This window comes from Candidatus Neomarinimicrobiota bacterium, from assembly GCA_030743815.1.
Taxonomy (GTDB): domain Bacteria; phylum Fidelibacterota; class Marinisomatia; order Marinisomatales; family S15-B10; genus UBA2146.
In genome coordinates, this window is the sequence record JASLRT010000118.1 from 1 (window position 1) to 5,410 (window position 5,410).

At 51.5% G+C, this 5,410-nt stretch carries 5 protein-coding genes; all 5 read left to right on the top strand.

Annotated elements, in window-relative coordinates:
• A partial coding sequence (locus QF669_09445; GenBank protein ID MDP6457653.1) for a cyclodeaminase/cyclohydrolase family protein occupies positions 1-1,052 on the top strand: 1,052 nt, incomplete at its 5' end.
• On the top strand, positions 1,052-2,785 hold the full coding sequence (gene mutL / locus QF669_09450; GenBank protein ID MDP6457654.1) for a DNA mismatch repair endonuclease MutL: 1,734 nt from the start codon (positions 1,052-1,054) through the stop codon (positions 2,783-2,785). The genes QF669_09445 and mutL, both read left to right, overlap by 1 nt.
• A 111-nt stretch (positions 2,786-2,896) precedes the next feature.
• Entirely contained in the window at positions 2,897-3,814 is a 918-nt protein-coding gene (gene miaA, locus QF669_09455; protein MDP6457655.1) for a tRNA (adenosine(37)-N6)-dimethylallyltransferase MiaA, read from the top strand.
• Positions 3,815-3,931: 117 nt separating this feature from the next.
• On the top strand, positions 3,932-4,468 hold the full coding sequence (gene pyrR / locus QF669_09460) for a bifunctional pyr operon transcriptional regulator/uracil phosphoribosyltransferase PyrR (GenBank protein ID MDP6457656.1): 537 nt from the start codon (positions 3,932-3,934) through the stop codon (positions 4,466-4,468).
• A gap of 1 nt (position 4,469) precedes the next feature.
• Positions 4,470-5,402, top strand: a complete 933-nt coding sequence (locus QF669_09465; GenBank protein MDP6457657.1) for an aspartate carbamoyltransferase catalytic subunit — start codon at positions 4,470-4,472, stop codon at positions 5,400-5,402.
• The last annotated feature ends 8 nt before the right edge of the window (positions 5,403-5,410 follow it).

A 5,410-nucleotide genomic window follows, 5' to 3' on the forward strand; every position in this document is an offset into this window, starting at 1 on the left:
GGGCAAAGCGAGACAAGGAAGGCAAGATCGTGCGCGATGAAGAGGGAAAGGCGATTAAGGTACCCGGTCTGCTTCAGTCGTGCAAGGCGGTCGGCTGGGTAATTGATGAGTACCAGAAGGCGCAGGTTTCCATCAACCTGACAAATTATCATGTGACGCCGCCCCATGTGGCGTTCGAGTCTGTGCGGGAAGGTGCTCGCGAGCGGGGATTTCGTGTGACAGGGAGCGAAATCGTTGGTCTGATTCCCTTGGAGGCGATGCTCATGGCGGGGTGGTACTATCTCGAAAAACAAGGGAAGACGAAGGCGGTTCCCGAGGCCGAACTGGTGAGGGTAGCCGTCGAATCGATCGGTCTTAACGACGTCACCAAATTCGACCCCATGGAAAAGATTGTTGATTACAGAGTAGTGGAACAGGGCGATCTTGTTTCGAGGAGTATAGCCGCTTTTACGGATGAACTTTCCACAGACAGTCCGGCGCCGGGCGGCGGATCGGTTTCAGCCCTTATGGGCAGCCTGGGGGCGGCACTTGTCAGTATGGTGGCATCCCTTACTCACGGCAAGAAAGGGATGGAAGTTTCGCGGACAAAAATGGAGGAGCTGGGGGAGAAGGGGCAATCTCTCAAGGATCGTCTCGCCTACCTGGTGGATGAGGATACGCGTTCGTTCAACGCGGTCTTGACAGCCATGCGAATGAAAAAGAAAACTGACGCAGAGAAAAAGTTGCGCGCGCAGGCTATGGATGCCGCTGCGAAGAGAGCTACCGATGTTCCTCTGGAAGTTTCCCGTTTGTGCTTGCAGGTGCTGGAACTGGCGCAGGCCGTAGCGCAGGAAGGGAATCCCAGCTCGGTAAGCGATGCGGGCGTGGCATCTGAAGCGGCACTCGCCGGGCTGAGAGGGGCACGGCTTAATGTGCTTATCAATCTGCCGGGAATAGATGATAAAGATTTTTGCAAGAAGTCGACGACCGAAATTGAAGACCTGAAGAAGAGAGGAGAATCACTGGCGCAAGAGACCGCTGAAGCGGTTGAGTTGACTATTAAGGAATCGTAGTGGGCAAGATTCATATACTGTCAGAGGATCTGAAAAACAAGATCGCAGCCGGCGAGGTGGTGGAGCGGCCCGCCTCTGTGGTAAAAGAGCTCATCGAGAACAGTATCGACGCCGGAGCAAAGAACATCGACGTTTTGGTAAGTGGTGGTGGAAATGCTTCTGTGCAAGTCGTAGACGACGGCGGGGGACTCGAGAGCGATGATCTGAAGCTGGCTTTCAACCGTCATACCACTTCCAAGATTGAGTCGCCGGATGATCTGCACCGGATCAATACCCTCGGCTTCCGCGGTGAAGCGCTTGCCAGTATCGCCTCCGTCTCAAAAGTGAGAGCAATCTCAACCGTGAATGGTGGTGCCGGTTCGGAGATTGCAGTGAAAAATGGTGAAATATCAGAACCGGTTCCGGGTTCTATGGCAGAAGGGACGTTAATCTCAGTGACAGACCTTTTCTTCTCAGTGCCCGCACGCAGAAAGTTTCTGAAAAGTGCCAAAGTGGAGCTGAGGCACGTTATTCAGGTCGTCAGGAGATTTGCTCTCAGTTATCCTGAAATTTCCTTCCGCCTGATGGCTGATGAGAGGGAGATACTCTCTGTCCGGAATGAAACGCTGAACGAGAGAATCGGCAAAGTCTTTGATCCTACTTACAGACAGAACATTCTCCCCGTGGACTACGAGAAAGGACCTTTCAAGATTACCGGATTTGTGGGCAATCTGAACCTGGTAAGAAAGAGGGGAGGAGAACAGTTCCTGTTCCTTAAAAGTCGTTATATCGTCGATAAACTTTTGAATTCCGCTGTCTACTCGGCATTCCGTTCGCTCGTATCTCGGGGGGAGTTTCCTTTTTTTGTTCTGAACCTTGAAGCGCCGCTTGACCAGGTAGATGTAAATGTCCATCCCATGAAGATCGAAGTACGATTTCAAGATGAGTGGCGTGTCTATCATACCTTGAAGTCGGCCGTTGAGACTGCACTGACGGAGATTATCAGTACCATTCCTGATCTCGGCAGGTTTGAGTCGTCAGATACCGATTTCGCCACCTCCAGACAGGATGCTCTCTCTTTCAAGCGGACAGGGGAGTCGGAAGCAACCGTAGGAATGCAGACGGTGGAACGGGCCAAGGAATACGTGCGCTCAATTCAGGCTCAGCCGGAGAGTTCGGAGTTTGTCAATCTGGAGAGTATCTGGCAGGTTCACGCCAAGTATATCGTTTCTGAAATCAAGAGCGGTCTGGTAGTAATTGATCAGCATGTGGCACACGAGAGAATCCTGTTCGATAAGGCGATAGAGGCGCTGGAAGGATCACCGTTGCCGAGTCAGACTCTGCTCTTTCCTGAGGTGGTGGAACTGCCGGCCGATGACTTTTCCGCTTTGATAGACCTCTTACCATTCCTGGAAAAGATCGGATTCCGCATGAAGGAGTTTGGTAAGCATACTGTCCTTGTTGAAGGGGTTCCCTCTGAGATGGGTTGGGGAAACATACGCGATATATTAAAGGATATCCTTGATTCCTATGAGACAGAGAAGAAGGAGCACGCCTCATTTCAGGAAGCTGTAGCAGCTTCATTCGCCTGCCACGCGGCAGTGAAAGCAGGGGACGTCCTGACAAAAGATGAGATGCAGTCGCTGGTGGATCGTCTCTTCGCCACCAAGCATCCTTACTACTGTCCCCACGGGCGGCCGATCATCGTAAATCTCAGTCTCGATGAACTGGACCGGAGGTTTGAGAGGAATTGACGATATATGATTGATGATTTTCGTTCGAGATGCTCATACGATTCCGAGACCAAATACTACATTATTTCGTAATAGACGATCGAGACTAGAGAGTCGAAAACAGCTATAGTCATCCTAGGTCCTACCGCCGCCGGTAAGTCGCGCGTTGCCGTCGAGTTAGCTCGTCAATTGGACGGTGAGGTAATAGGTCTCGATTCGCGCCAGATCTACCGTCATATGCCTGTCGGCACAGCCCAACCGGCTGAGAAGGAGCGGGGTGGCATTCCTCATCATCTCATCGGTATCAGGGACCCCGGCGAAGTGATCTCTGCGGGGGAGTACGCTCACCTGGTGGAAGAGACGATAAAAGGGGTGCAGGAGCGGGGAAACGTTCCCATTGTGTGCGGCGGGAGCGGTCTCTACTACAGGGCGCTTACTTGCGGTATTTTTGAAGAATCTTCTTCTGACCTTGATATTCGCAAGAAGCTTCAAGCTGAACTTGAAAAGAAGGGTGTTGCTAAACTATTGCGGAGGCTTCGGACTGTTGACCCGGAATACGCCAAAATCGTTCATCCTAACAATCATAAGCGGCTAATCCGGGCGCTGGAAATCCATAAAATTACAGGAAAAGCCCCCAGTGACCATTTCAAATCCCAGCAGAAGAGAAGGTCGGATGATACAATCTTCAGCGTCTATCTACGAGCGTCGCTCGATTTTCTCGAGGAGCGCATCCGCCGCCGTACTGATGAGATGCTTGACAGAGGATGGATAGAAGAGGTTCAGTCACTCATGGAGATGGGAGTCGATCAGAAGTTCCATCCCGTGGACAGTCTCGGTTATCGCCAGATTATGTCTTATCTTGATGGAACCATGAACCGGGATCAGATGATAGAACGCATCAACATTGAGACGCGCCAGTACGCAAAAAAACAGTTGAAGTGGTTTGATCGTGAGAAGATAAATCTGAAACTGGATCTATCAAAAGACAGATCACTTGATAATACAGTCGCTACTATTTTTGATGGATTCAAAATGTTTGGTTCAAGTTAGACTTTAATAGTAAATTACTATTTGAAAAAGGTCCTTTAAACCATTCCTGAGAGAAGGTAAGGACGCTTCGGCATCCTCCTGTCTCGGGAGGATTTTTAGTATCTGAGCGTGCCGAAGATAAAGAAAAAACAGCTTCTTGACGAAGACGGGATCAACCGGTCCCTGTCGCGTATTGCTCACGAAATTGCTGAACGTCTTCCTGGCACAGATAAGATAGCCCTTATCGGTATCCGCACCCGCGGCGAATTCATCGCCACCCGGCTGGCTGAGAGAATAGAGAGTCTCACCCAGAACGAAGTTCACCTCGGTTTTCTTGATGTCACCTTCTACCGCGACGATTTCCGCGAACGTCTGATCCAGCCGCAGGTTAAGGGATCGGACATCTCCTTCTCCATCGATGGTCTAACACTGATCCTGGCTGATGACGTCCTTTTCACCGGGCGGACCATCCGCGCGGCGCTGGATGAACTGATGGATTTCGGCCGGCCGGCGAAAATCTTGATGGCGACGCTCGTGGACAGGGGTCACCGCGAAATGCCTATCAAGGCCGACTTTGTGGGTAAGAATATTCCCACCGCGGAAAACGAACATGTCCTGGTGAAACTCAACGAAGTCGACGGCGAGGATACCGTCTATCTGGTGGAATACGGCTAAAATGGGATTCTTGCACAATAGACACTTGCTCGGTTTGGATGACACTCCGGCGGAGGATATCAAGCTGATCCTCGAAAACGCGTTCACTTTCCGCGAGGTGCTGGACAGACCCATCAAAAAAGTGCCGACGCTCCAAGGCAAGACGGTAGTGAACTTATTCTTCGAGCCGTCCACTCGTACCAGGATATCCTTCGAACTGGCACAGAAGCGGCTGTCGGCAGATATGGTAAACTTTTCCGCTAGCGTAAGCAGTCTTCAGAAAGGGGAAAGTTTCAAGGATACAGCTCAGAATATCGAGGCAATGAAGATTGATTGCATCATCATGCGTCATCCTGTTCCCGGCGCGCCTCTTCATCTGACGAAGCATGTCGATGCAGTAGTTGTAAATGCCGGCGACGGAACACACGAACACCCGACTCAAGCGCTGCTGGATATGATGAGCCTGCAGGAGAAACTGGGTGCAATTGAGGGGCTCAAGGTCGGTATCGTGGGCGATATTTCTCACAGCCGTGTGGCCGGATCGAATATTCTCGGCCTGCAGAAGATGGGTGCGGAAGTAACCCTGTGCGGACCTCGCACCATGATGCCGTGGGGCGTGGAAAAGCTGGGGGTCGCCGTAAACCACAATCTTGATGAAGTTCTCGATTGGGCCGATGCGGTAAACGTCCTTAGGATCCAGCGGGAGCGATTGGGGGTGAATTACTTCCCGTCAGTGAGGGAGTACCGCCATCTGTTCGGCGTTACCCGCGAAAGAATTGAGAGATTGAAAAAGCAGCTGATTATCATGCATCCGGGACCAATGAACAGGGGAGTGGAGATCGACAGCGATGTGGCCGACAGCGAGAATGCCATCATACTTGACCAGGTGCTGAACGGGGTGGCCATCCGAATGGCGGTACTTTATCTCTTGCTGGGAGACAAGCCGGAAGAATGAGACTTGGA